The sequence below is a fragment of the Ditibartonella choladocola genome (assembly GCF_002007565.1).
Taxonomy (GTDB): Bacteria; Pseudomonadota; Alphaproteobacteria; order Rhizobiales; family Rhizobiaceae; genus Bartonella; species Bartonella choladocola.
The window spans coordinates 1,034,400-1,059,372 of the sequence record NZ_CP015625.1 but is presented as its reverse complement, the minus strand read 5'-3'; the positions used below and the strand labels follow the sequence as shown (position 1 = coordinate 1,059,372).

General features: G+C 47.4%; 24 protein-coding genes. 7 read left to right on the top strand and 17 right to left on the bottom strand.

Translation table 11 applies throughout. From position 1 onward, the window contains the following. Positions 1-29: 29 nt before the first annotated feature. Positions 30-794 (bottom strand): triose-phosphate isomerase, encoded by a 765-nt coding sequence (gene tpiA, locus BBC0122_RS04735; protein WP_077991807.1) that lies wholly within the window; start codon positions 792-794, stop codon positions 30-32. Between the two features lie 160 nt (positions 795-954). Between tpiA and BBC0122_RS04730 the strand changes: the two genes are divergently transcribed. Genes BBC0122_RS04730 through BBC0122_RS04710 form a run of 5 tightly spaced genes read left to right on the top strand, consistent with a single transcriptional unit; the run spans position 955 to position 6,377 of the window. Further along, the gene (locus tag BBC0122_RS04730; protein WP_077991806.1) at positions 955-2,844 is read left to right on the top strand and encodes a peptidyl-prolyl cis-trans isomerase; all 1,890 of its coding nucleotides are present in this window, start codon (positions 955-957) and stop codon (positions 2,842-2,844) included. A 7-nt stretch (positions 2,845-2,851) separates the two neighbouring features. Further along, on the top strand, positions 2,852-3,868 hold the full coding sequence (gene trpD / locus BBC0122_RS04725) for an anthranilate phosphoribosyltransferase (protein ID WP_077991804.1): 1,017 nt from the start codon (positions 2,852-2,854) through the stop codon (positions 3,866-3,868). A 5-nt stretch (positions 3,869-3,873) separates the two neighbouring features. After that, positions 3,874-4,665 (top strand): indole-3-glycerol phosphate synthase TrpC, encoded by a 792-nt coding sequence (gene trpC / locus BBC0122_RS04720; protein WP_077991801.1) that lies wholly within the window; start codon positions 3,874-3,876, stop codon positions 4,663-4,665. Position 4,666: 1 nt separating this feature from the next. After that, positions 4,667-5,170, top strand: a complete 504-nt coding sequence (gene moaC / locus BBC0122_RS04715; protein ID WP_077991800.1) for a cyclic pyranopterin monophosphate synthase MoaC — start codon at positions 4,667-4,669, stop codon at positions 5,168-5,170. Beyond that, positions 5,151-6,377, top strand: a complete 1,227-nt coding sequence (locus BBC0122_RS04710) for a molybdopterin molybdotransferase MoeA (protein ID WP_077991797.1) — start codon at positions 5,151-5,153, stop codon at positions 6,375-6,377. The genes moaC and BBC0122_RS04710 overlap by 20 nt, the downstream gene beginning before the upstream one ends. Positions 6,378-6,392: 15 nt before the next feature. On the opposite strand, the gene BBC0122_RS04705 is transcribed toward BBC0122_RS04710, so the two are convergent. The 4 genes from BBC0122_RS04705 to yajC form a co-directional block, all read right to left on the bottom strand. Continuing rightward, complete coding sequence (locus tag BBC0122_RS04705; RefSeq protein WP_077991795.1) at positions 6,393-7,244, bottom strand: phytoene/squalene synthase family protein; 852 nt, start codon at positions 7,242-7,244, stop codon at positions 6,393-6,395. After that, complete coding sequence (locus tag BBC0122_RS04700; protein WP_077991794.1) at positions 7,241-7,627, bottom strand: Mth938-like domain-containing protein; 387 nt, start codon at positions 7,625-7,627, stop codon at positions 7,241-7,243. The genes BBC0122_RS04705 and BBC0122_RS04700 overlap by 4 nt, the downstream gene beginning before the upstream one ends. After that, positions 7,627-9,867 carry a protein translocase subunit SecD gene (gene secD, locus BBC0122_RS04695; RefSeq protein WP_077991793.1) on the bottom strand — a complete coding sequence of 747 codons (2,241 nt, stop codon included), beginning with the start codon at positions 9,865-9,867 and terminating at the stop codon, positions 7,627-7,629. Before secD ends, BBC0122_RS04700 begins: the two co-directional genes overlap by 1 nt. Before the next feature lie 243 nt (positions 9,868-10,110). Next, positions 10,111-10,638 carry a preprotein translocase subunit YajC gene (gene yajC, locus BBC0122_RS04690; protein ID WP_077991792.1) on the bottom strand — a complete coding sequence of 176 codons (528 nt, stop codon included), beginning with the start codon at positions 10,636-10,638 and terminating at the stop codon, positions 10,111-10,113. Between the two features lie 260 nt (positions 10,639-10,898). On the opposite strand from yajC, the gene BBC0122_RS04685 reads away from it, so the two are divergent. Continuing rightward, positions 10,899-11,762, top strand: coding sequence for an ATP-binding protein (locus BBC0122_RS04685; protein ID WP_077991790.1), 864 nt, complete (start codon positions 10,899-10,901; stop codon positions 11,760-11,762). 89 nt (positions 11,763-11,851) lie between these two features. Here BBC0122_RS04685 and BBC0122_RS04680 read toward each other — a convergent pair whose 3' ends face one another. From BBC0122_RS04680 to BBC0122_RS04625, 12 genes are all read right to left on the bottom strand, one after another. Next, on the bottom strand, positions 11,852-13,027 hold the full coding sequence (locus BBC0122_RS04680; protein WP_077991789.1) for a M23 family metallopeptidase: 1,176 nt from the start codon (positions 13,025-13,027) through the stop codon (positions 11,852-11,854). A 264-nt stretch (positions 13,028-13,291) separates the two neighbouring features. Further along, positions 13,292-13,951 (bottom strand): protein-L-isoaspartate(D-aspartate) O-methyltransferase, encoded by a 660-nt coding sequence (locus BBC0122_RS04675; protein ID WP_077991788.1) that lies wholly within the window; start codon positions 13,949-13,951, stop codon positions 13,292-13,294. A gap of 3 nt (positions 13,952-13,954) precedes the next feature. Then, on the bottom strand, positions 13,955-14,719 hold the full coding sequence (gene surE, locus BBC0122_RS04670; protein WP_077991787.1) for a 5'/3'-nucleotidase SurE: 765 nt from the start codon (positions 14,717-14,719) through the stop codon (positions 13,955-13,957). 20 nt (positions 14,720-14,739) lie between these two features. Next, the gene (gene serS / locus BBC0122_RS04665; RefSeq protein ID WP_077991786.1) at positions 14,740-16,017 is read right to left on the bottom strand and encodes a serine--tRNA ligase; all 1,278 of its coding nucleotides are present in this window, start codon (positions 16,015-16,017) and stop codon (positions 14,740-14,742) included. Positions 16,018-16,078: 61 nt separating this feature from the next. Continuing rightward, a complete protein-coding gene (gene tatC, locus BBC0122_RS04660; protein WP_077991784.1) occupies positions 16,079-16,876 on the bottom strand; it encodes a twin-arginine translocase subunit TatC in 798 nt (265 codons plus the stop codon). A gap of 20 nt (positions 16,877-16,896) precedes the next feature. Further along, positions 16,897-17,661 carry a Sec-independent protein translocase protein TatB gene (tatB, locus tag BBC0122_RS13130; protein ID WP_077991782.1) on the bottom strand — a complete coding sequence of 255 codons (765 nt, stop codon included), beginning with the start codon at positions 17,659-17,661 and terminating at the stop codon, positions 16,897-16,899. Between the two features lie 63 nt (positions 17,662-17,724). Continuing rightward, entirely contained in the window at positions 17,725-18,054 is a 330-nt protein-coding gene (locus tag BBC0122_RS04650; RefSeq protein ID WP_077991781.1) for a twin-arginine translocase TatA/TatE family subunit, read from the bottom strand. Between the two features lie 114 nt (positions 18,055-18,168). Next, positions 18,169-18,873: an SMC-Scp complex subunit ScpB gene (gene scpB, locus BBC0122_RS04645; protein ID WP_077991779.1), complete on the bottom strand. Its 705-nt coding sequence runs from the start codon at positions 18,871-18,873 to the stop codon at positions 18,169-18,171. Position 18,874: 1 nt separating this feature from the next. After that, positions 18,875-19,699: a segregation and condensation protein A gene (locus tag BBC0122_RS04640; RefSeq protein ID WP_077994504.1), complete on the bottom strand. Its 825-nt coding sequence runs from the start codon at positions 19,697-19,699 to the stop codon at positions 18,875-18,877. A gap of 81 nt (positions 19,700-19,780) precedes the next feature. Continuing rightward, the gene (gene nagZ, locus BBC0122_RS04635) at positions 19,781-20,797 is read right to left on the bottom strand and encodes a beta-N-acetylhexosaminidase (RefSeq protein WP_077991778.1); all 1,017 of its coding nucleotides are present in this window, start codon (positions 20,795-20,797) and stop codon (positions 19,781-19,783) included. A gap of 86 nt (positions 20,798-20,883) precedes the next feature. Beyond that, entirely contained in the window at positions 20,884-23,004 is a 2,121-nt protein-coding gene (locus tag BBC0122_RS04630) for a molybdopterin oxidoreductase family protein (RefSeq protein WP_077991767.1), read from the bottom strand. Between the two features lie 54 nt (positions 23,005-23,058). After that, a complete protein-coding gene (locus BBC0122_RS04625; protein WP_077991766.1) occupies positions 23,059-23,910 on the bottom strand; it encodes a DMT family transporter in 852 nt (283 codons plus the stop codon). A gap of 279 nt (positions 23,911-24,189) precedes the next feature. On the opposite strand from BBC0122_RS04625, the gene BBC0122_RS04620 reads away from it, so the two are divergent. After that, the gene (locus BBC0122_RS04620; protein ID WP_225868150.1) at positions 24,190-24,951 is read left to right on the top strand and encodes a L,D-transpeptidase; all 762 of its coding nucleotides are present in this window, start codon (positions 24,190-24,192) and stop codon (positions 24,949-24,951) included. The last annotated feature ends 22 nt before the right edge of the window (positions 24,952-24,973 follow it).

Sequence of the window (24,973 nt, the reverse complement as noted above, 5' to 3'; positions counted from 1 at the left end):
ATTCCAAGAGGTGCAATGAAAAACTTTAGTTATAATTTACGATAAGCACTACAAATTGCCAAAAAATCGCTCGCTTTCAAGCTTGCGCCGCCAATCAACGCACCGTCCACGTTTTCAACACCTAAAAGTTCGACTGCATTGGACGGTTTGACCGATCCGCCGTAAAGGAGACGGAAGAGCAATCCGGACTGACCAAAGCGTGCCACCAGTTCATCACGCATAAATTTGTGGACTTCACCCACATCTTCGGCTGTTGGAGTTTTACCTGTGCCGATTGCCCAAACGGGTTCATAGGCTATCACAGTATTTTGCGGTGTAGCACCATCGGGAACAGAACCGGCCAATTGTTTCTTGATAATATCGAGTGTTTTGCCACTTTGACGTTCTTCCAGCTTTTCACCGACACAGATGATGGCAACCATTCCGGCACGCCAAGCTGCTTCGGCTTTCTGACGAACGAGTTCATCTGTCTCGTGATGGTCATTGCGCCGTTCCGAGTGACCGACAATGACATAACTTGCACCGGCTTCCTTGAGCATCGGAGCCGAAATATCACCGGTATGCGCACCAAAGTCTGCAGTGTGGCAATCCTCGCCGCCGAGACGAAGCTTTTCGCCATCAAGGCTGTCGGCCGCACGTGACAATAACGTGGCGGGCACACAAATAAGTGCCTCGAACAGCCGGCCGAAATCCGAATTGACACCGGCGGATATAGCCCGTAATTCGGCGAGAGATTCGCCGGTTCCGTTCATTTTCCAATTTCCTGCAACAAGCGGTCGAACATTCGGTGTCATTATTTTACCTCAATAACAGTCTTAAAACGGCGCATTAATCGCCTTAACTAACAAATTGCACCATTAAAGCAAGTCTTAAACCTTGCATATTGCGCGTCTTTGTTGCACATCCTATCAGAGCTTTCTGCTGAAATGAAGCCAATTAAAACGGAATTAGCCAATGCTTGATACAATACGAAGTGCTGTCAATTCTTGGGTCGCCAAGGTTTTTCTCGGTTTACTTGTTCTATGCTTTGTACTTTTATGGGGGGTACCGGAATTAAGAAAAACCAGTGGTCACGATTTATTCATCTCCGGAAAATCAACGATCAAAGCCGATGCTTACAGGCTTGCACTGCGCGACCAGATAATGCGTTTTTCAGTTGCCAATCGTATGCAGCGTTTGCTTTCGGAAGGTGAAGCACAGCAATATGGTATCCCGCAACTGGTGTTGGCCCAGCTTCAACAGGATGTTCTGTTGGATGAACAGGCGCGGCTTATGAAAATCGGTGTCTCCAAAGACGGTATTGCGCGTGCTATCGGAGCTGACCGGTTCTTCCAGCAGGATGGGCATTTCGATCGCAATCTCTTTAACGGTTATCTGCGTCAACTCAACACTCATGAAGGCGATTTTGTCGACTATTATGCGGCAAAAGAAAAACGTGACCAGCTCATCTATTCGGCGACCGGCTCCATGAAAGCACCCGCCGTTTTCTATTCGGCATTACTGAACTATCGCGGCGAAACACGCTCGGCAGACTATCTGGTTATTTCACCCAAAGAAGCCGGCAAGCTTGAGGAGCCGACAGAAGACAACCTGCAAAAATGGTTTGACGCTCACAAGAGCGAATTTCACGCCCCCGAATATCGTCAGGTCACGCTTATGGAGATGACTCCCGAAAGCTTGATAAAACCGGCCGACATTTCAGAGGATGAAGCCAAAGAATATTATAATGCAAATAGTTCACATTTTATCTCTCCTGAAGAACGTACTGTCCAAATATTGCGCTTCAAATCAAGACCGGAAGCTGATGATGCTTCCGCAAAGCTTAGAGGTGGGATGACTTTCGATGATCTTGTCAAATCCGAGCACAAAACGCTTGCTGACATAACCAAAGGGCCTGCTTCAAAGACCGGCTTCCCTTCGACAATTTCTGCCGATATTTTTGGTCTTGAACAGGGTAAAGTCAGCGATGTTATCAATGATCTTGAAGGTCCGGTCATCATGCGTGTCGTAAACATTACGCCGCAGGGTCCCATTCCTTTTGAAAAAGCAGAACCGGACATTCGTAACATTCTGGCAAAAAACAATGCTGCCAAGGCCATGCGAGAAGACCATGATGCGATAGAAAATGCCCGTTTCGAGGGGGTATCCCTTGATGACCTCGCAAACCAGTACAAACTTGTTTTACGCAAAATAACAATTGATTCCAAAGCACAAACACCTGCAGGGCAAACCGTTGGTAACCTGCCACAACAATCCATTCTGGTTGATGGAATCTTTCAGGCGGCTGAAGGCGCAGACCTTGACCCTATCGCAATTCAGGGTGGCGGTTATGTCTGGTATCGCATCGACAAAGTCATAAATGCCCGCGATAGAACTCTTGACGAAGTAAAAGACAAAGTTGTGACCGGATGGAAAGCTGACGAAACTCAAAAATTGCTCGACGAGAAAGCTTCGCAACTGGAAAAAGAATTGTCCGATCATAAAACGATTGACGATCTTGCAAAACAACTCGGTGTCACAAAGAAAACAGCCCGCGGGCTAAAGCGCGGCGGTTCGGACGAGGTTCTGGGGAGCGACGGTGTCAATGCCGTGTTTTCAGGACCGAAGGGGCACAGCGGTATCTCAAAAGCTGCCATTCATACCCAACGCATCGTTTATCAGGTAACAGAAGTGGTAGAACCGTTGAATAATGACGAAAAATCTGTCGAAGATAATATAAAGGAAAACATCGATGCCATGATCGAAACCGATCTGCGCATGGAAATGTTGCAGATAGCCAATGAAATCGCACCTGTGAAAGCCAATACAAACAACCTTAGAGCGATTACCAACACTTTCCAATGAGGATCTCATGAGTGACCTAAAACCTTTCATAAACAAGGTCGCAACCGGCGCTTCACTCACAAAAGATGAAGCCGAACAGGCCTTCACGATCATGATGTCCGGCCAGGCGACACCTGCCCAGATTGGCGGTTTTTTAATGTCGCTGAGGGTACGTGGTGAAACAATAGACGAGATTACCGGCGCTGTTGCATCCATGCGCAAAAAAATGTTGCGGGTAGATGCTGTTGAAGGCGCTGTCGATATTGTTGGTACAGGAGGCGATCAATCCGGCTCTTACAATGTGTCAACGGCAACAGCTTTTGTTGTTTCCGGTGCCGGTGTACCGGTCGGTAAACACGGCAATCGGGCACTCTCGTCAAAATCCGGTGCGGCTGACGCTCTGGCGGCACTCGGTGTCAATATTGATGCAACCCCCGAAATGATAGGACGCTGCATCCGCGAAGTGGGGCTTGGTTTTATGTTTGCCCCGACACATCACTCGGCCATGCGCCATGTCGGGCCTGCGCGGGTCGAACTTGGCACACGAACAATCTTCAATATACTTGGGCCCCTTTCAAATCCGGCAGGTGTCACCAACCAGTTGATCGGTGTTTTTTCACCACAATGGGTGGTGCCGATTGCAAAAGTTCTTCAGGGGCTTGGGTCGAAATCGCTCTGGGTTGTGCATGGTAGCGGTATGGATGAATTGACAACCGCCGGTGAAACCGAAGTCGCAGCCCTGAAAGACGGAGTCCTGACAACATTTACCGTCACGCCCGAAGACGCCGGTTTGAAACGTGTTACCATGGCAGACCTCAAAGGGGGTGACCCGCAATATAATGCACGTGCGCTGCGTGCAGTGCTTGAAGGGGCAAAAGGGGCTTATCGTGATATTGTTCTTTTGAATGCTGCCGCCGCCTTTATCATCGCCGGAAAAGCCGACACATTAAAAGAGGGCGTTAAAATTGCCGAGCAAAGTATCGATCAGGGAAAAGCCAAAGAAAAGCTTGAGCAATTGATAAAGGTTTCAAATGACCTTGGGTAACGTCAATGAGTGATATTTTAAAGAAAATCGAATCCTATAAACGGCAGGAAATCAGCAAGGCTAAACAGGCCTTGCCACTTGAAAAACTCAAAAGCCTCGCCGCAGAAGCGGATCAACCACGTGGTTTTTATCGTGCATTGAAAGCAAAAGAAGATGCAGGTCTTTTCGGTTTGATTGCCGAAATAAAAAAAGCCAGTCCTTCAAAGGGTCTCATCAGAGAAGATTTTGACCCGCCGGCACTTGCAAAAGCGTATGAAGAAGGGGGAGCTGCCTGTCTTTCTGTTCTCACCGACGCGCCCTCTTTTCAAGGCTCGCCCGAATATTTGCGTTCTGCCCGTAGAGCCTGCAATCTTCCTGCCCTCAGGAAGGATTTTCTGTTCGATACTTATCAGGTTTATGAAGCCCGTGCATGGGGGGCGGATTGCATCCTTATCATACTTGCCGCTGTTGATGACGATTTGGCAAAAGCACTGGAAGAAACCGCCTTTGAACTTGGTATGGATGTGCTCATTGAAACGCATAATGAAAATGAAGTTGAACGCGCGTTGAAACTTCGTTCACCTCTTATCGGAGTGAATAACCGCAATTTGCGTAATTTTGAAGTTGATCTTGCCAATTCGGAAAGGCTTTCCCATATGGTTCCTGATGATCGCTTATTGGTCGGTGAAAGTGGAATTTTCACCCATGGCGATCTGAAAAGATTGGAAAAAAGCAACATTCGTTCTTTTCTGATCGGGGAAAGTTTGATGCGCCAGACTGATGTCGTAAAGGCCACAAAAACCTTGTTAGGGCTATGATATGACAGATAAACTGACCCATGTGAATGCCAAAGGTGAAGCACACATGGTTGATGTCGGAGGTAAAAGGGAGACTGACCGTACAGCCATCGCACATGGTTCGATAAAGATGGCAAGAGAAACACTCGAAGCAATCGAGAATGGCAATGCCCCGAAAGGCGATGTTCTGGCGACAGCCAGAATTGCCGGTATTATGGGAGCAAAAAAGACATCGGAACTCGTTCCGCTATGTCATCCGCTGATGCTCACAAAAATATCTGTCGACATCACACCCGATCACGATTTACCCGGTTATCAAATTACAGCCACCGTTGGCCTTAATGGAAAGACCGGTGTCGAAATGGAAGCACTGACTGCCGTATCGGTGACTTGTCTGACCATTTATGACATGGCAAAAGCTCTGGATAAAAGCATGGTCATAAGCAATATCTGTTTACTGGAAAAGCGGGGAGGAAAATCTGGCACGTGGAAGCGAGAAGATAAAAATGCCTCTCATCAATGTTGACGAATCTTTAAAACGTTTATTAACCGCAACGCATACACTTGAAAGCGAGCTGACGCCGCTTGCTGAAATCGGTGAAGCACAAGTGCTTGCACAAGATGTCATTGCAGAACTGACAGAGCCGCCCTTTCGTTCATCTGCGATGGATGGTTACGCCATACGCTATCAAGATTACGAACAGAACAGAGAATTCGATCTCGTAGGAGAATCGGCGGCTGGCAAAGGCTATAGCGGAAAAATCGGGAAAAACGAAGCAGTCCGCATATTTACGGGTGCTCCCGTTCCCGATGATGCCGACACAGTGATTATTCAAGAAGATGCAAAGCTTGAAGGCAACCGTGTCAGTTTTACGAAAGCACCCGAAGCGGGAGCCAATATCCGCCCCAGAGGGGGAAATTTTCAAAAAGGCGACAGCGTTCTTGAAAAAGGACGGATTATGACACCGTCGGCCTTGGCACTTTGTGCCTCGACCGGGCATGGAGCGGTGGAAGTTGTCAAAAGACCTAAAATTGCAATACTTGCAACCGGAAACGAACTCGTAGAGGCAGGCGAAATTCCGGGAAAAGACCAGATTGTTTGCTCGAATTCCTACGGCCTTGCCTATCTTGTCAGAGCGCATCATTGTGATGTCGTCGATCTCGGCATTGCACGCGATAACGAAGAATCGATCCGTGAAAAAATTGAACGTGCAAGGAAAGAAAAAGTTGATCTCCTCGTCACAAGCGGCGGGGTTTCGGTTGGTAAATATGACCTCGTGCAAACGGTGTTGAAGTCGGAAGGTATGAAACTCGACTTCTGGAAAGTGGCAATGAGGCCGGGAAAACCGTTAATGTTCGGTGTTTTGCCTGACGATCATAAAATGTTGGTACTGGGGCTTCCCGGAAATCCAGTCTCCAGCATGGTTTGCGGTCATATTTTTCTGGTGCCGATATTGGAAAAACTATCCGGACGCAATTATCGTCCGCATATTGAAGATGCGCTTCTTGCGGTTCCGCTTCCCGAAAACGGCCCAAGGCGTCATTTTGTCCGTGCCAATCTGACTGTCAATTCAAAAGGCGAGCGCTGGGTCACGCCTGTTCGCAGTCAGGATTCGTCGTTGATACGATTAATGGCCAATGCCGATTGTCTCATCATACGCGAGGAAAATGGAACGCCCCTTCAGGTTGGAGAACCCTGCCGTATTTTCATTCCCGAAGGTGCAGGCTTATAGTTTTCCAATATAGCTTTATAGTTTCGGCATGCGTCCACTCAATGCTGCTTTTGTAATCAGCAGATAATGGCGAAGGGGCGAAGGTGTCACACATTCCTTGAATGCGAGTGCACCTTTCTTCTCGATCTTCTTCAATGCCTCCGGTATAATTGCCAGAGGCAAAAAAGCCGGTTTAACGGCTGCATCGAGTGTCCGATAATGGTGATAGAATTCCCGATAATGTTTTTCAGCCAACCCGATTGCGGCACTCAACATTTTTTCCTGCGGTTCCACGGGCTTTTGCGTCGTTTTTGAAACGAGGTAATCATCCGCAGTCGGTTCAACCATAGTCTTCGGAAAATACTGTTTTCCGTGTGACTTTATCAAAGGAAGCGAACGCAAGAGCCGACACACGACATCCGCGACACCGCCATGCCCCGAAGCGTCCGCTGTCTGCGACGAAGCATTCCGATCAAGAATTCGACATGCCAGCTCAAAAAGAGCACTTGCTGTTTCCCCACAATAGCCTTCAAGGCTTGTCACGTCGGGCATTTGGTCGTCATAAAAATCGAACACACGTGCGTCACAATAGCGTAATAAGGCCGCTTTCGGTAATTCGTATTTATGGATAGTGGAAAGCAATGCACTTAACACAGGATTGCCCTCTCCCGTTTTATCGGCTTCGATCGCATCACGCCACCAGTGTAAGCGGATTTCGCCGATCATCGGTTCACGTACAGTTTCCGAAATGCGATTCATCTCTACATTGAAAGCAAAAAGGCTCGCCAAGCCTTCGCGGTGGCATTGCGGCGCGAATAAAATCGAAAGATAGCGATCTCTATCGCTCTCTTTTAAAAGTCTGAAACAATGGGAAATATCCTCGTTCATTCAACTGCATAGAAGATTGCAGCAACCGCACGATCTTCCGCGAGAAGTACGTTGAATGTGCGGACTGCCGCACCGGTGCTCATTGTGTCAGCCGAGATATGTTTGTTATGCAATAAAGTTCGCAAATTTTGCGGTAGCCGTAACAGGTTTTCTCCTGTGCCGACAAGCAACACTTCAATTTTATCCGCTTCATCCAGAATATGTTGCATATCAGCCATCTCCGGCACGGGGGCTTTCATTTCAATCCCGTATATGCCCGATGGAACGCAAACAATCGAACCCCGATGGGACATGTCTGCAAAGCGGAACCCGCCATTTCCATAAGCATCAATTGGCGCACGTCCTGGAAAATGCGCTTCCTTCATCTTGATTGCATCAGACATTACAAACCTTTGTCGCCAGTCTGATTTGGCTTCACTTTCAAAAGTACAAGCAGCGGACCAGCTATAAATATAGACGAATACGTACCTATGATTATACCAATGAGCAGCACTGATGCAAAATCTTTCATGTCTGCACCGCCAAAATAATAAAGCGGAAGGTGCGCAACCAAAGTCGCAAGCGATGTCAAAATTGTACGCGATAATGTACGGTTGATAGCAATATCAACGAGACTGCGCATATCTATCGCGCCGCGTTTTTTAAGAAGCGAACGCACCCGATCATAGACGACGATCGTATCATTGAGCGAATAACCGATGATAGCGAGTAATGCTGCAATGCTCCAAAGGTTGAACTGCCATTGGAACAAAAGAAAAATGCCAACAAGAATAATAATATCGTGTACCGTCGTCAAAACCGCACCAACGGCAAATTGCCAGCGGAAACGCAATAAAACATAAATAAATATCGCCAGCAACGATACGAAAATGGCAAGCGCACTGACACGGCTCAACTCGGTTGAAACAGTCGGCCCGACTATATCAAGGCGCTGCAATGTATAATCATTTCCGAATTCGCCTCGAAGTTTTACTGCAACGGTTTGTTCTGCATCCTCGCCATTACCTTGGCTGGCAATTGTCAATTCCGCTTCCGAAGGTCTTTTTGTCGGCGAAACATTGACACCGCCGATATTGAGGTCGGAGACGCGATCAGCAATGTCATAAATATCGGCTTTACCGTTTTTTGCCTCCAGCACTGCAAGCGACCCACCGGCAAAGTCGATGCCGTAATTGACCCCTGCTGTTACATAAAGGCTGCCTGTCAAAATAATCAGAACAGTCGATACTGCGAGTGTTATTTTGCCCAGTTTCATAAAGCGGATACTGGTATTCGGCGGGATAATGCGAATAATGCGTTGCGGAATTTCGCGAGGATGAAATGTCCTGATCCACCAACTTATCATCATCCGTGTGAAGGTAAATGTTGTGAAGAGTGATGTCAGAATGCCGATCGTAACAGTCAGTGCAAAGCCGTGAATCGGGCCTGTTCCCAACATAAAGAGCACAAGGGCTGCGATGAAAGTTGTGACATTGGCGTCGACTATCGTGCTCATTGCACCGGAAAATCCGGCTTCTACAGCCTGCGTAACCGAATAATTGTTGCGCCGTGCTTCGCGTATACGTTCATAAATCAAAATATTGGCGTCAACCGAAACGCCGATTATCAGAACAAGACCGGCAAATCCGGCAAGCGTTAGCGGAGTGCCGATAATGCTCAAGACTGCAACCAGCATCATCAAATTGGCGGCCAGTGCGACATCTGCCGTCAATCCGAGTAAACCGTAGGACAAGATCATGAACACGGCGACAATGACAAGAGCTCCGAAAGCCGCATGAAGACCGGCTTTAGCGTAGGCAGTGCCGAGATCGCCCCCTACAGTCCGTTCTTCAATGAAGGTCAGATCTGTCGGCAAAGGACCTGTTGTGAGAACCGTTTCGAGGTTGTGTGCAACGTCATCCGGCAATGGCCCCACACGAATATAACCATCGTTGATAGGGACAGGAAATCTCATAGCGGCCAGAACTTCATTGTCGAAAACAATGATGAGGCGCTTATCAGGATTTTTTCCGGTAAATCCGGAAAGCTTCTGCTCCCCTTCACTATCCAGTGCAACGGTCAGCAATGACCCGTTTTTGTTTTTTTCCGCATAAGCACCGGCAATGTTGTCATTGGTGAGAAATGGCGGCTCTTTCAACAAATAGCTTACCGGCGGATCATCCATCGAATAGGTAACGATCGTCCCTTCGGGACGAGCGATTTTACCCATAACAACTTCATTGACCGGAACAGATGTATCTTCTTCATAAAGCGAAAAACGGGCAGTAACGCTGACTATATCTTTGAGAAGTTGGACATCGAAGAGACCTGGAACTTCAATGCGGATTTTATCCCTGCTTTGCTTGGCAATGGAATAATCTTTGAAACCGGCAGCCCCTATATCAAGCCGCCTTTTCATGACATCTATCGTAGCGTCACGTTTATCAAGTTCATTCTTTGGTAATTGAACCACAAGGCGTGAACCGCCCTGTAAATCGACACCCATCGGCAAATGAAGCGTAGAATAAAATTTTGGCAGGTGGTCAAGAACAGTGCGAGGCAAAATATTTGGTAATGCGACAACAACACCAAGCAGCACGATCACCCAGATCAGAAGCCGTTTCCAGCGAGGAAAATAAAGCATAAGCAGGCTCCCGAATTTACCTCGTAATTTACTTCCTTGAAAACTGAAATCACCACCCGATCATAACGCTTCTACCCGAAAACGTAACACAAGCGCGCGGCCACCTTTTTTAAAAAGATTTAACCGCCAGTTTCCAGAGGAATGCCAACAATGATTGCATTCCCGAGAATCAACGATTCCCGTTTAACGGGAATCATCTTTAGCAAACTTGAAAAAAACGTCAAATAGCCGTTTTAACTTTACTCAGGCTCCGGTCTTTTCGTGACTTTCCGAAGTATCGGTATTTTTTTGAGCTCCGGATGTTTCCGCCTCGTGGGCGTTCTGGTCTGTCTGTTCGTCTTCGGTTTTTTCTTCAGTCTGGACATTGTCCTGACGGCCTGCATCGGTAAGCTGTTTTTTACCCTTTTTCGCTTTCAAAGCCGGTTTTTGCTTTGGCTCCGATACAGGCTCACCCTTGACTTCGACAGTCAGAATTTTTGACCGTAAGACACGAACACGTGTATTTTCAGCAATTTCCACCTCTAACTCGCCTGTGGCATCGCCGATGACTTTTGTAACGCGACCGATAAGACCACCTTCAGTCACCACTGTATCACCACGACGGATAGCATTAAGCATTTCCTGACGCTTTTTCATCTGGTTACGTTGTGGCCGGATAATGAGAAAATACATGATGACGAATATCAGAATAAAAGGTGCAAACGTCATCAAAGTTGACACTTCCCCCGTCGAACCACCAGCGGCCTGTGCATAAGCGTTGGTAATAAACATTAACTATCTCCTAGCTTTGGTAGCGGGCATCACCCGTTTTGGACATATCCTTTTTGGACATATTCGTTCAATCGATAAGTCGAACTTCACGATTTACATGGTCGAAGCTCGATCAACCGCTTCAAGCGGTCACCATTCAATCCTAGGCATTAAAGCTTTGCCCTTGATAACGCAACCGACAAAGCTTTCAAGAAGAAAAATTTTGGTTTTATTATCACACGTGATAATGACATACGTAAAACAATTGGCGGAAGATTCAAATGACTGATGAAACATTAAACCGTAAACTCGATCAATTGATTGCAATATTGTCGCGCATGGCACCGCCTGAAGTTACGCCCCTTGATATGGATCAATGCGACTGCTTCGTCTGGAATCCTGAAAAATTGACGCTCAATCCGGTCAAACATGTAAACAGGGTCGATATTGATCTTATCAAAGGCGTCGATCAGGCACGTGATGCGCTCATTGAAAATACGCGCCAATTTGCCAACGGCTTGCCCGCCAACAATGTTCTTCTTTGGGGCGCGCGTGGCATGGGAAAATCTTCACTGGTAAAATCCGTTCAGGCAAAAATTAACCAGCAAAATAAAGACAAACGTCCCCTAAAACTGATTGAAATCCATCGCGAGGATATAGGAACACTTCCCGTATTGTTAAGTGAACTCAGAAAAACACCCTATAGATCCATTATTTTCTGTGATGATCTGTCGTTCGATCAGGACGACACCTCTTACAAGTCGCTCAAAGCCGCTCTCGACGGCGGTGTTGAAGGGCGTCCGGAAAATGTTCTTTTTTACGCAACCTCGAACCGGCGTCATTTGATGCCGCGCGAAATGATCGACAATGAATCGTCGACGGCTGTCAATCCATCGGAAGCGATTGAAGAAAAGGTCTCGCTTTCGGACCGATTCGGTTTATGGCTCGGTTTTCATAAATGCGCACAAGATGAATATCTTGATATGATTGACGGATATGTCCGTCATTACGGGCTTGATGAACCACTGGATAAAGTCCACCACGACGCACTTGAATGGGCAACAACGCGTGGAAACCGTTCGGGGCGTGTCGCATGGCAATTTATTCTTGCCCTTGCCGGTCGTTTAGGCAAGAAACTTGATTGAAAACATCATCTTGGAGATCATAAAAAAGCCGGTTCAAAACCGGCTTTTTGCGTAACCTCGTTTATAGCATGTTTGCCTTGATCGTCTTATCAGTTTTCCAGATATTTGATCGGGTTAACAGGACTTGAGTTCTTGCGCACTTCAAAGTGGACACGCGGTGTCGATGCATTGCCCGACATACCTGATTTTGCGATTTCATCACCACGGCGAACTTTTTGACCTCTTTGAACCAGAATCTTGCTGTTATGTCCGTAAACAGTCACAATATTGTTTTCGTGGCGGATAAGCACTGTATTGCCGAATTCTTTCAGGCCGTCACCGGCATAAATAACAACGCCGTTTTCTGCTGCCTTAACCGATGAACCTTCCGGCGCCATAATATCAATACCGTCATTCGTACTGGAGCCATCTTTCTGACCGAAGCTTGACAGAATGCGCCCCTGTGCCGGCCAACGCATTTTTGAAATGCCTGTTGCTTGCGGTGCGACAACGGCTACATTTTCAGCCTGATTGATTGTTGTATCGCTGCTTTTGGCAACGGCCGGTTCTGCTGCCGGTTTTGCCGTTTCATTTTGTGCAGTCTTTGCCGGCTCGGTTGCTGCCGGAGCGGGTGTCTGCGGGGTTGCGGCGGCTGTTTTTGCGGGCGTTGTCTGTTTTGTTTCAGGAAGAGCGGCCGGTGTCGCTGTTTTTGTGTTTGCTGAAGCCACTTCGGTGTTATGACCACCCGGAACAATCAAGGATTGGCCGACCCGTATAGCTCCATTGCTCAAGCCGTTTGCGCTTTTGAGTGATTCGACGCTTACGCCGGTTTTGCGGGAAACACTATAAAGAGTGTCACCACTCTGAACGATATAGCTGCCATTTTTCTTCGCTGTTGTCGACGAACCGGACGATGAAGATGAAGGCATTTCTCCAAGGTTATGCGGCGGTGTGCCCATGACCTGACCTGCAGATGCTACCTGGGTGGGTTGGGAAGCTGACGCGCTATAGGTTGGTTGCGATTGCGACTGGGCGGCCTGATAGGACGGTTGGCCGGCAACCGGCGGTAGTTCGCTACTTTGAATAGAACCCGTCGTTTGCGGCATTTGCTGATAACCGGCCTGTTTATTGATCGCCTGTTGTTGATTGGCGGTTGCGCCAGTGTAAAAACTATCCGTAAAACGTTGGGTACCGGAACTGCATCCCGTGGCAAAACCAGCTAGGATGAACAATGCCGCTGTTTGAAGATAGCGGTGCGAAGCTTTACTCATTATTGTCAAACGCATGTTTTTTGTCCATTTACCCGATACTCAACTAAGCGCATTAAATCGTGTTAATGTTACTTGACGGTTAAAATTTCTGTTAAGGTTAAAAAAAATTATTGCCGACAAAAGCTTGGCTTACGGTTACCGACAGGTTTTTAACCGTTACAAAATATATATCATTTTCATGCATTTGACAAAAAACGGGGTTTGTCCATTAACTTCCGACAAAACCGCCCGACTTTACGGTGCCATTATTTCCAACCCGTTCGCGTTTTTTGATGCGGTTTATAAAATTGCCGCGATCCCTTCAATAAAAGGTTGATAGCGCACACGAAACATATCCATCCGCTCGAACCGGCTACCGGTTTTGCGATACCTTACGACCATCTGTTCGCCCTCGTCCGGTCCGATTGCTTCTATCAGAATTCCGTTTGCTGCCAACAAATCCAGAAATTCTTGTGGCTCTCTATTTCGCGAAGGCCAAACCAGAATCCTGTCATAGGGGCCTGAGCCCGACAATGCACGGCTACCGTCCATTTGCCGTAAAACGATGTTATCTATTTCAAGTGCGTGAAATCTTTGGCGAGCAATGTCGCACAAAGTTTTATAGCGTTCGACTGTTGTGACACGACCGGCAAGTCTCGCCAATAATGCTGCGGTAAAGCCCGAACCGGTTCCGATCTCCAGCACACGGTGTTTCTTTTCCAATGCCAAAGCCGATATAATATATAATTGTTCTTCAAGCCGTTCGATATATTCACCGCATTCAATCGGAATGACTTTGTTCTCATAAGCACTTTCAATAAATGGTGCCGATACAAAGCCGCGTCTCGATGTTCGCTCCAGAGCTGCAAACAACGCCATATCATCAAGCCCCCTGCCCCGCATTTTGAGGACAAGATTTATCAATTCCTCCCGCTCTGACAAAGGCGAAGCAGCTTCCATTCGTCACGCACTCCCAAGTGCTTTTTCCAATGAGTGAAGAAAATCATGGGCTGTCAGGTCAAGTTTCATAGGCGTGACAGAAATGGCCTTGTCTTGCAGGACATCAATATCTGTCTTTTCTTTGTTCTCGCCCTTTCCCCTGCTGAAATACATCCAGTAATAGGGCAAGCCGCGGCCGTCTGCACGCTTGTCAATCAGAATCTTGTGCCCGCGATGACCGAGCGGAGCAACGGACAAACCGGTAACTTCGCGAGCTTCACAAGCAGGGAAATTCACATTCAAAAGAACACCTTCAGGAAGCGGAATTTTTACGAGCTTTTTCAAAATATCGGGCGCAAGAGACAATACTGTATTCCAAGGTATATTGTCGCGGTTCGTTTCATGCAAAAATTCTTGCGAAAGAGCAATCGAGCGGATTCCCTGCATCATCCCCTCTACTGCACCCGAAACAGTGCCCGAATAGCTCACATCGTCAGCCAGATTGCCGCCGGCATTAACACCCGAAAGTACAAGATCGGGTGCTTCCGGCATAATATGCTTGACTGCCATAATGACACAATCGGTCGGCGTACCTTTCAAAGCATAATGTTTTTCATCAATCTGACGCAAACGCAAAGGATCGGAAATGGTCAAAGAATGCGATACACCACTTTGGTCTTCTTCCGGAGCAACAACCCAGACATCATCCGAAAGTTTACGGGCTATCTGTTCGAGAACTTTCAACCCTTCCGCATGGATACCATCATCATTGGTTAGCAAAATACGCATATTGAAGTTCCTTGAAAAAATTAAGCTTCAATCCGTTCCAATCCGCCCATATAGGGGCGCAGAACTTCCGGAATAACCACCGAGCCATCTTTTTGCTGATAATTTTCCATGACTGCAATGAGACAACGGCCGACCGCAACGCCCGAACCGTTCAAAGTGTGAACGAAGCGAGGCGATTTTTCGCCTTCTTTGCGGTAACGCGCGTTCATGCGCCGTGCCTGAAAGTCGCCACATACAGAACAACTCGATATTTCGCGATAGGTATTTTGCCCAGGCAACCACACTTCAAGGTCATATGTTTTACGGGAACTAAATCCCATATCGCCTGTACACAAAGTAATTGTGCGGAATGGAAGCCCCAGCCGTTTCAAAATGTCTTCGGCACAGCCGGTCATGCGTTCCAACTCATCCAACGAGCTGTCTTCGTCGGTAATAGACACCATTTCGACTTTCCAGAACTGGTGTTGGCGCAGCATTCCGCGTGTGTCACGACCGGCAGCACCGGCTTCCGAACGGAAGCATGGTGTTAAGGCAGTGACACGAATTGGAAGCTTTTTTGCATCCAGAATATCGCCTGCAACGAGATTTGTCAGAGGCACTTCTGCTGTAGGGATAAGCCAACGGCCATCGGTTGTCTCGAACAGGTCTTCGGCAAATTTTGGCAGTTGGGCAGTACCGAAAAGTGCGCTGTCACGAACCAGTACCGGAACTGAAACTTCACGATAACCGTGTTCCAGAGTGTGGACATCAATCATGAATTGGCCGAGTGCCCTTTCAAGACGGGCGAGTTGTCCCGACAAGACTGTGAAACGCGCGCCGGAAAGTTTGACCGCACGATCAAAATCCATTTGGCCAAGCTTTTCACCGATTTCAAAATGCTGTTTCGGCTCGAACGGGAAAGACGGTGGTGTTCCCACCTTATAGCGTTCCACATTATCCTTTTCGTCGCGCCCTACGGGAACATCGTCAAGCGGAATATTGGGAATACGCGAAAGGGCATCATCAAGAGCTGCTGTCAGATCTTTCCCTTTTGTCTCTGCTGTTGAAAGGAATGTTTTGAGTTCCGCCACTTCCGACTTCAGAGCTTCGGCCCGTTCCGTATCACCGGAAGCCATAGCCTGCGCAATTTCTTTGGATGCGGCGTTACGTCTTTCCTGGGCAACCTGCACATGTGAAACGTGGTTACGCCGTTCAAGATCAAGCGCTATCAATTTCTCTGCCTGTGGTTCGGCATTGCGTTTTGCCAAAGCTTCGTCGAGTTTTTGCGGATTTTCGCGAATCCATTTGATATCAAGCATCAAGATATTCCTGTATAAAATTTTTGAATTCTATTTCTGTTCTTAAACCACAATGGACTAATCAGGAAGCCTTGTTCTTTTCTTTTGCTTCTTTCTTTTCGATCCAGCGTGAAACAATTATAGAAACTTCATAAAGCAAAATTGTAGGAAGTGCGACGCCAAACATTGTAAAGAAATCGGAAGGTGTCACCATTGCTGCAACAACAACAGCAATCAGAATTGCCCATTTCCGCTTGGAAACCAGCATTTTCGACGTAATAAGCCCGGCTTTTGTCAACAGGCTGGTAACAAGAGGAAGCTGGAAGATAAGCCCGAATATAAGAATGAAAGACTGCATGAAGCTCAGATAATCGGAAATACGTGCAATAAATTCCACTTTCAAATGAGAATCAGGCAACAATTGCTGTGAAAGCGAAAACCACAACATCATGGGGGCGAGCACACAATAGACAAATGCCCCACCCAAAAGAAATAAAATTGGTGCACTGATGAGAAACGGCAAAAAAGCCCGCCTCTCATTGCGATAGAGCCCCGGTGCGATAAAGCTGTATAGCTGGAACGCAAGATAAGGAAATGACAAAATGACACCGCCAAAAGCTGCAAGCTTCATTTTTGTCAGAAATGTTTCCCAGACCTGTGTCGATTGCAACCGGATACTATCAGGATTGCCACCCGAAATTTTCATTGCCCATTGGTAAGGCCATAACAAAAAGTTCAGTATATAATCCTTGACGAAAAAGCAGATGATGAACGCAATGGCAAACGCGATTAAAGACACAATAATGCGTTGTCGCAACTCGATCAAATGATCCAGTAGCGGCGCCGAACTCGCTTCGACTTCGTCTTCATCCTCATGCACGATGATTTTTCCTATTTTATTCAAACACCGATAGTGGTTTTCTTTTTCGTTTCAGAAACCGCCCCTTTTACACTCTTCTGTTTGCGTGAAGGAGCGTCTGCCGCGCGAGTTTCAACACCTTTTTTTGACGCGGACTGCTTTGAAGAAGCGGCTCTATTGGTCTTAGTCGCAGCTTTCGACTTGGTAGAAGAATTATTTTTCGCCGCTATCTTTTCTTTTGTTGCTTTTCTGGCCGGTTGTTTTGTTTTTTCAGCTTCATCCGAGCTTTGTGTCGGCGCATTTTCCGCTCTCGCTACAGTGTCGCCACCGGCCGATGCCATTGGAACTTCGGCCGACTGGAATTTTTCGTCATCGACAATTCTTACCGAACTTGTGGCAGAACTTCCCGTTATTTGCCCTTGAGGCGCGCCATTTTTTGCACCAACCGGTTTTTCTTCGCCAGCATCTTCAGTTGACGACGCATCCGATTTGGATGTGCTATCATTTTCTTGAACATCTATGCTTGCTTTGACGTCTTTTGCTACGTCACGGATAGGATCGAATATTTCTGTGAGTTTTTTGCGTGGATCAAGATCTTTCACATCCGAAAGTGTTTTTTGCAAATCATCGAGTTCGGCTTCACGCATCGCCTCATCAAATTGACGCCGGAACTCGTTGGCTGTCGAGCGCATACGCGCCGTCGCCTTGCCGATCGCTTTCAACATTTTCGGCAAGTCTTTCGGGCCGACCACAACAATCAGCACGATAAGGATGACAATAAATTCCGGTCCATCAATTCCGAACATTATTCAAAGATCCTTTCCCATAAGAAAGGCTTTCTCAAGAAAAGCTCCGTCAACAAGAAAACTTTACGATTTCGTCGTTTTACGTTGCGTTGTTTTAGCTTTCGATTTGGTTGAACGGGATGCGGTTTTCGCTGCCGCCGGTTTACGTGTACTCGCTACACGTTTGGCCGGTTGAACTGTCTCTTCCGGTTGAACATCAATAGTTTTGATTTCCGGCCGCTCCGCCGGTTGCTGAGTTTCAACCTCGTCATCGTCTTCTTTCAGACCTTTTTTGAAACTCTTGATACCTTTGGCAAAATCGCCCATGAATTCAGAAATCTTACCACGACCGAATAGGACAAGAATGATGAGTAGAATCACTATGAGGTGAACAGGTGAAAAGAAATTTCCCATTATGTACTCTCTTCAATGCTGGAACTGTCTTAATGTGTACTTTTAGACACTTTTTTCAAGTCTTTTAAACACAACCACGTGTATTTACATTTTTTATTCCCAAACAAGGTGATTTTAAGATTTTTCTTCCCGATCAAGTGGACTTAAAAGTCCTAATTGTTCCAAATTGACATCTTCAAGCGGTTCTTCTTCATCGGTCAGAATATCAGGATCGGCGGTTGGTGATGGCATACGGAAACTTGCCGGTAATCTTGACGATAGAAGACCTGCACCTTTCAGCTCTTCCATCCCCGGTAAATCGGAAATTTCCGGCAGGCTGAATTCATCGAGAAAAGCAAGGGTCGTTCCGTAAGTGACAGGTCGCCCCGGAACGCGCCTTCTTCCACGAATTTTCACCCAACCTGCTTCCATCAGCACATCCAACGTACCTTTCGATGTTTCAACGCCTCTGACGTCTTCTAGTTCCGCACGTGTTATCGGTTGGTGATAGGCAATAATTGCCAGCACTTCCAAAGCGGCACGAGAAAGCTTCCTCGGACGTTCCTCTTGTCTATTCAGAAGAAAAGCAAGATCGGGTGCTGTACGGAAGGCATAGGCATTACCTACTTTGACGAGATTGACACCGCGTTTTTTGTAATCCTGTGTAAGCACATCCATAATGGCAGCAATATTTGCGCCCTTAGGGAGCCGCTCTTCCAGAGCGCGATCGGTTACCGGCTCGCTCGACGCGAAAACAATCGCTTCGGCCATGCGGACAAGTTCGGGCGTAATGTCAAGTTCGCCATTCTGCTTTTTTTCTGCTGTGTTTTGTTCAGCCATTTCACTTGGTTCCCTGCTCTGCCCGATCGCCGTTCACCGTTTTTTGCTCGCCTTCCGTTTTTTTGTGCGCCCGAAGATAAATCGGAGCAAATGGTGCTGCCTGACGAATATCAAGCTGTTTTTCTCGCACCATTTCGAGGCTTGCCGCAAAAGTGCTCGCTAAAGCGGTGCGACGTTCCTGCGCTGTCGGAATAAAGGCAAACAGGAATTTGTCCAAAGCCTGCCAGTCCTTTGCTTCACCCATCAACCGCACCAATATTGCACGCGCGGCCTTTAGCGACCAGACCTCCCGCTTTCCCACTTCGACGCGCTTCACTGCCTGCCTTTGGCGCAAACCGGCATAAGCCATCAATAAATCATAGAGAGATACGTCATAAAGGTGCTTTTTTTCCACAACGACCATTTCCGGATTGGCACGCTTGAAAACATCACGTCCCAAACGGTTACGGTTTACAAGTTGGCCTGCTGCTTCGCGCATGGCTTCAAGCCTCTGCAAACGGAATTGCAACAATCCGGCAAGCTCTTCGCCACTTTCACCTTCATCATCCGATCTTTGTGGAACCAGAAGGCGGGATTTAAGGTAAGCAAGCCAGGCCGCCATCACCAGATAATCGGCTGCAAGATCCAGTCTCAATTCATGCGCTGTTTTAACAAAATCAAGATATTGCTGTACAAGTTCGACAATTGATATATGTGCCAAATCGACTTTCTGGTTACGTGCCAATTGTAACAATAAATCAAGCGGACCTTCAAACCCCTGAACATCAATCACCAGTGTCGGTTCACTGACGCCATGTTCTTCTTCCTGTTCCCAAATCGGTTCCATTGCCCTCTGGGCAGGATGTCCGGTGTTCTTTCTCCCGCTCGACGGCGATTTTTTATCGTTTGGTGCCAAATCTTATATCCGTTATTTGAACATCAAGAGACTGTGAAATTCTTCCCGCAAGGCCTTTTCATCGGCATTGTCAGGCTGGGAAACCCAATTCGTCGCCGCTTGCGCACGCGCAGCCGATTTGCCTTCAAGCCAAGGTGTTGCAGCAGCAATTTTCTCCATTTCCTCTTTCTCGCCATTGCAGTGCAAAACCAAATCACATCCCGCGGCAAAAGCTTCTTTTGCCAAATCACCCAAGTCGCCAGAAAGTGCCTTCATCGACAAGTCATCTGTCATCAACAAACCGTCAAAGTCGATCTCGTTGCGGATAATGCTACCCACTATCTTTTTCGACAAAGTCGCCGGTTTTTCCGGATCGACACTTTCATAAACAACATGCGCAGTCATTGCCACCGGCAGATCGGATAATGCCTCGAAAGGAGCAAAATCGGTAAGCCGCAAAGTCTCTAACGGAGCATCGACACGTGCAAGGCTTTTATGGGTATCACATAATGCACGACCGTGACCCGGAATATGCTTCATGACCGGCAAAACACCGCCTGCTTTCAAGCCTTCGGTTGCTGCACGTCCCAAAGCTATCACAGTTTCACAATCGTTGCCATAAGCGCGGTTCCCAATAATATTGTCCGCTCCTGCAATCGGAACATCGAGAACCGGCAGACAATCTGCATTTATTCCCAACCGCTGCAAATCGAATGCGTGAAGACGTGACATGATAAAGCTTGCGCGCACCCCTTTGGCTTTATCCTTTTTATAGAGTTCACCCAAAGTCGCTGCCGTTGGATAATCGGGGGCAAGAGGTGCACGCAACCGTTGAACACGTCCACCTTCCTGATCGATAAAAACAAAAGCATCATCGCGACCGCAAGCCGAGCGAAGCGATGCAGTCAATTGTTTGATTTCGCCGGCCGAGCCGATATTTCTTGCAAAAAGAATGAAAGCCCAAGGCCGGTTTTCAGCGATAAAATCCTTTTCGTCATTTGTCAGTGAAAGGCCGGACACACCAACAATCATAGCTTTCATTTTTTGCATCTTTTTCTTGTCTCGCCGTCCCCGGCGCCTTTCCATATTTTCTTATATTTTTTTATAATATCTTCGGGTAAATACAGTTCATTTTACTAATGTCGCTTTTTTTCGGAATTTTCCAGTTTTTTCAGCCACACTTTTATGTCGTGAACGGCAAGCCCGCCATTGGGAGCCGGTGAATCTGCGCCGGTCAAAACATTTATCCCTTCGCCCCGAACAAAACTTGAATTGGCAAACAATCCTTGCGAGATAACAACCCGCCTTTTCAGGCCTTCAAACAATTTCGCATGAAGAGCCACACTGCCACGGTGATTGCCTATCTCGACAAGATCGCCATCCGCAATTTCATAAATTGCCGCATCGTCGGGATGAATCATGAGCGTCGGGCGAATTTCTTTCAATAAAGATGTCGGCGATTCCGAAAATGTCGAATTCAGAAAATTATGTGCAGGCGAGGTAACAAGCTTGAACGGATGTTCTTCATCGGCTTTTTCGATAACATCCCACTGGTCGGGAAAATCCGGCATTTCATCATAAGGTCCTTGATAGCCCATTGTGTCGGGGGGAGTATCCGGAGCTTTATAACCCGTCCATCGGGCCTTGAAACGGAATTTCTTGTCAGGCCATGCAAAACCGTTCAGAAAATGTGCCCGTTCAAAAGGCGGCTGAACGTCAAGCCAGCGCTTTTTCTTAAGTTCGTCATAAGTGCCGCGGTGTGACGCTCTTAGCATATTATCGATAAGTTCAATGGCTGTCTTGTCAAATCCCGCCATATGACCGAAACCGAGTCGCTTTGCCAATTCGTTTATAACATAAAGATTGGGTTTCGGTCCGAGCGGCGGTTCAATCAATTTCGGCCCCAAGAGAATATGCTGTTGGCCACCTGCCCGATAAATATCATCATGTTCGAGAAACATTGTTGCAGGCAGTACGACATCGGCCATTTTCGCTGTATCTGTCATAAATTGCTCATGAACCACTGTAAAAAGGTCCTCGCGTGCCAAGCCTTTGCGGATCAACCTTTGTTCGGGCGCAACATTTGCCGGATTGGTGTTCTGGATAAACAACACAGTTACAGGCGGTCCACCATAAAGTGTTTCTTGATCGCCAAGCAGGATTCTGCCGATTTTGGATTGATCCAGCGAACGGATTTTCGGGTCAAAGAAAGCCGTTCCTTCAACTTCATTTTTGTTAAGGGCAAATATCGACGCATTGGAAAAAAATGCACCGCCACCTTCATATTGCCACGCCCCCGTAACAGCGGGCACAGAAAGCGCTGCATGCATTGCAACCGCACCGTTACGTTGTCTGGTAAAACCATATCCGAGCCGGAAGAATGTGCGTTTGGTTGTACCGACCCAATGGGCAAAGGTTTCGATCTCTTCAACAGACAGGCCGGTAATTTCGGCTGCCCATTGTGGCGTTTTTGTTTTCAAGTGGCGCTCGAACCCATGCGGATCATCGCTATAGCGTTCCAGATAGTTCCAATCGGCAAAACCATCACGGAACAATATATGCATAACGGCACAGGCCAAAGCAGCATCGGTTCCCGGTCTTAAAATCAGGCCGAGGTCGGCCTGACGGACGGTTGCACTCTCGAAAACATCAATTGCAACAATGCGCGCATGGTGGTCTTTACGCGCTTTGGTGACATGGGTCATCACATTGACCTGCGTACTTGCCGCATTGGTCCCCCAGATCACCACAAGATCGGATTTTTCCATTTCGCGCGGGTCGACACCGGCTATTCGGCCGGTGCCGGCAAAATAGCCGGTTGCCGCCGTATTGGTACAAAATGTCGAAAATTGCCCCGAATATTTTCCAGCGTGGCGCAAACGATTGATTGAATCGCGCTGCACCAATCCCATGGTTCCGGCAAAGAAATAAGGCCATATCGTGGTTGAATCATATTTGCTCTCTGCCTTTTGAAAGCGTTCGGCTATGAGGTCGAGTGCATCAGACCATGAGACTTCTTGCCAATTGCCCTCGCCTTTGGAACCTTTTCTGACAAGCGGCTTTAACAATCGTTCGGGATTGTGTACACGCTCGCTATAACGGGCGACTTTTGCACAGATAACACCTGCCGTATAACTATTTTCCTTTGCCCCCCGAATTCTGCCTATTTTTGTCGGAGACAACAATTCCACATCAAGTGCACAAGTTGAGGGACAGTCGTGGGGACAGGCTGTATGACCAATTTCTACGTTGCTCATGGCAATTCCGACTCAAATCAGTAAAGACGGATTTATTTACCAATTTTACTATTTTCAGGCTAGTCGCACAGCAATAACGCCAAGAACAATTATCAGCGAGGCGACAAAGCGCAAAAAGCTGACACGTTCACGCAATACAAAATACGACAGAATAACAGCAAAAACGATTGCGCTTTCGCGCACGGCGGCCACAAGTGCCACCGGTAACTTTGTCATTGCCCACAATGCAAGGCCATAGGATCCGAGCGACAAAAAACCGCCAATAAGCCCGATAAACCAATATTTTCTAAAGCTGGACAAAAAATGCTGACGTTTCTTGCGTTTTGATAGGTCATATACGACTTTCGCCCCGCCGATCCAAAAAAATAACCACAAGATGTAGGAGACCGGTGCCCCTGATAATCTGATACCGATCCCGTCAAGGAGAGTATACAGAGCTATAAAAGCAGCCGTCAGCAAAGAAAGCGGAATGATAGAAGGTTCAATCCTATCGCTGCGTCTTACTGCTTCAAAAGCCAAAGTCAGCACTCCCGACGAGATAAGAATAACGCCGCACCACGCCACCAAAGACAGTTGTTCACCGAGAACCGGCCCGCTGACTATCGCAACGAGAAGCGGTGCGACACCACGCATGACCGGATAGGATTGGCTGACATCGCCTTTTTGATAAATGACCCCGACAAGCACCATATATATGATCTGCACAAAGACAGAAACCAGCAAAAACGGAAGGCTCGCAAGTGACGGTAAGGATTGGAAAGGAATTCCTGCAAGCGCAAGAAGAGAAGAGCCGGCCATGAAAACCGTAATATTGGCTTTTGCCTCACCGGTTAACTTCAGAAGGATGCTCCATAGCGCATGCATCAATGCCGCCAAAAGCACAAGTGACACCATCAAGCCCGACATCCCGCATACTTCCCGCTCGACAAAACAACAAAAGCAAATCTATAAAAATAACAAAATTATATGAAATTAAAAAAATCAGATTTTATAGGCTCTATCAAATCACGTTAATTTTGTGTTAAAAGCTTCCCGCACAAAAATTGATTTGCAGAGAAGAGTCGGTATCTATTTTCTTTTATCTGCTCGTCAAACCTTATCGAAGGATATTTGCTTTTTCCAATCATGGCAGACCAAAATCGACCTACAGTCGTACGGTTTGTCGGGGCTATCGAGATCTTTAAAATGAACAGACGCTTTTTCCTTCTTTCAGCACCGCTTTTTCTCGCCGGTTGTACTTTTCGCCACCCTTTACCCAAAATGGTTCCTATTGATACCGGCGAGCCGGTAACGACAACGACCTATGTTATAAGGCGGCACAAGGCAAAACCGAAGGTTACGCAAAAGAAGAAGGTCAGTTACGGCGAATACCCGTTAAACGAAAAATACGCATCCATGTATGCCGCCACAACCGATAACGGTTTTCCGGTGAATGCTGTCGATACAAGGCGGATCAATCCGGAATATCTGCGTCAGGAAGTTGCATTCCATATGCCCTATAAACCGGGAACTATTGTTGTCGATCCAACCAACTTCTTTTGTTATTTTGTGCTTTCCGAAGGACGCGCCATGCGTTACGGCGTCGGTGTTGCGCGGTCGGCAGCGGCCGATTTTCAGGGAGAAGCAACAATCGGCCGCAAAGCGGTGTGGCCAACATGGCACCCGACTGCAAGCATGATGCAAAAGCAGCCGCAAAGATACGGCCATCTGTCGGATGGCATGAAAGGCGGTCCCGGAAATCCGCTGGGTGCCCGCGCTCTTTATCTTTATAGAGGTGGTACAGATACACTTTTCCGTTTACATGGAACAGTCGAACCCTGGTCAATCGGCAAGCGGGTATCCTCAGGCTGTATACGTTTCCTCAATCAGGATATTATCGACCTTTATAGCCGCGTACCGGTGGGAACCCGCGCTGTCGTTTTGCCGCATAAAATCGGCCTCGGCTAATGTGAGGAACGGTTAGAACAAA